Raw genomic sequence first — 1,874 nt, 5'->3', positions numbered from 1 at the left:
GCATGGTACAGGGGGAACGGAAACAGACCTTTTACCATTAGTAGAAATGGTTTCACCAGGTTCATCCGTATTGAGTGTGCGCGGAAATGTTCTTGAAAACGGTATGCCCCGTTTTTTTCGAAGATTGGCTGAGGGTATTTTTGATGAAGAGGATTTGATTTTTCGTACAAAAGAGCTTAATGACTTCTTGGATATAGCAGCCGGAAAGTACGATTTTGACCGTGAGAATGTGGTAGCATTAGGTTATTCTAATGGTGCGAATATCGCTGCAAGTTTGATGTTTCATTTTGAAGGGGCATTAAAAGGGGCGATTCTTCACCATCCAATGGTTCCTAGGCGAGGGATGACTTTGCCGTCACTTTCCGATGTACCTATCTTTATTGCCGCTGGGAAAAACGATCCAATTTGCCCGGCTCAAGAAACGGGTGAACTTTCACAACTCTTACAGCAAGCAGGTGCGACAGTCGACATTCACTGGGAAAATCACGGACATCAGTTAACACGATCAGAGGTCGAAGCAGCTAGTTCATGGTTTCAAAAACATTTATTGAAAGATTGAAAGAGGGAGAGAAGATGATTTCAGTAAATCCTGAAGGTCTAAGTGAACGGGAAAATTATAAATTTTTGACTGGAAGTATTATTCCGAGACCCGTAGCCCTTGTTACCACACAATCTGAAACTGGAGTATTCAATATAGCGCCGTTTAGTTTTTTTAATATAGTCAGTTCTAATCCTCCAATGATTTCAGTATCCGTTCAAAGGAAAAAAGGAGTGTCAAAAGATACTGCACGAAATGCGATTGAAACCGGTGAATTTGTTGTTCACATCACTGATGAAGACAATGTTGTAGATGCAAATCAAACGGCAGCAGAACTCCCAGCTGAGGAAAGTGAATTAAGGCTAACTAATTTCACGACGACGGCGAGTGATAAGGTTGCGGTTCCTGGGTTGCGAGAAGCGAAGGTACGCCTWGAATGCAAACTTGAACGGGCTATACCATTAGCAGGTTCATCAGATAAACCAGGTTGTGATTTGTTGATAGGGAAAGTAGTGTGCTACCATATCAAGCAAGACATCTATCACAATGGTCGAATTGATCAGAATGGACTCAAACCGGTAGCCCGGTTAGCTGGTCATACGTATACTAAACTAGGCGAGTTATTTGATCTTGAACGTCCTTAAAAATCACATTTGGATAAAACAAATGGCGACATCTTTTTTAGATGTCGCCATTGCAGACTGTAGACAAACTCGATGAAAATCGAGTTTGTCTACAGTTTTTTTGARGGGTTGTAAAAATTCGAACGTTGATTGGAACGTAGGGCACTCGCTTTCCGCGGGCGGTCAGGGAGCCTCCTCGGCGCCTTTGCGCCTGTGGRGTCTCCCTTRGACACGCTTTTCCCGCAGGAGTCTCGCACCTTYCGTTCCACTCAACTTTGTTTTAACAATTAGAAAGAAATAAACACTTTTGCCTACAGTCTTTTTTGTTTTAATATAGGAGTATTAAAACTTGAGGGGATGACGATGCTTTCRAAACATAATTCTATTCAGCGAGATCAACTTGAAATGATTACTTTGGATCAAMTGGTGCCAGCGAACCATTTGGTTCGTAAAATYGAGGGGGCCATTGACTTCACTTTCATTTATGACTTGGTGAAAGAGATGTATTCAGAGATAGGCCGCCCAAGTATTGATCCAGTTATTTTAGTTAAATTGACATTCATTCARTATACCTTCGGTATTCGTTCRATGCGTAAAACGATTGAAGAAGTTGAAACGAATATGGCTTACCGTTGGTTTTTAGGTTACGGTTTCCATGATAAAGTACCTCACTTCTCAACGTTCGGGAAAAATTATGAGCGTCGCTTTAAAGA

Annotated in this window: 3 protein-coding genes; all 3 read left to right on the top strand. The window is 41.6% G+C overall.

From position 1 onward, the window contains the following. Positions 1-559 (top strand): alpha/beta hydrolase (locus tag AC1DUW_RS27400; RefSeq protein ID WP_477643999.1); only part of this gene is annotated, 559 nt, incomplete at its 5' end. A gap of 14 nt (positions 560-573) precedes the next feature. Then, the gene (locus AC1DUW_RS27395) at positions 574-1,182 is read left to right on the top strand and encodes a flavin reductase family protein (RefSeq protein ID WP_053348102.1); all 609 of its coding nucleotides are present in this window, start codon (positions 574-576) and stop codon (positions 1,180-1,182) included. 342 nt (positions 1,183-1,524) lie between these two features. Beyond that, a partial coding sequence (locus AC1DUW_RS27390) for a transposase (protein WP_477643998.1) occupies positions 1,525-1,874 on the top strand: 350 nt, incomplete at its 3' end.

Source organism: Peribacillus sp. P4_C12, from assembly GCF_056402095.1.
Note: the sequence above shows the minus strand (reverse complement) of the source record. Positions and strands in the feature narration are given on the sequence as shown.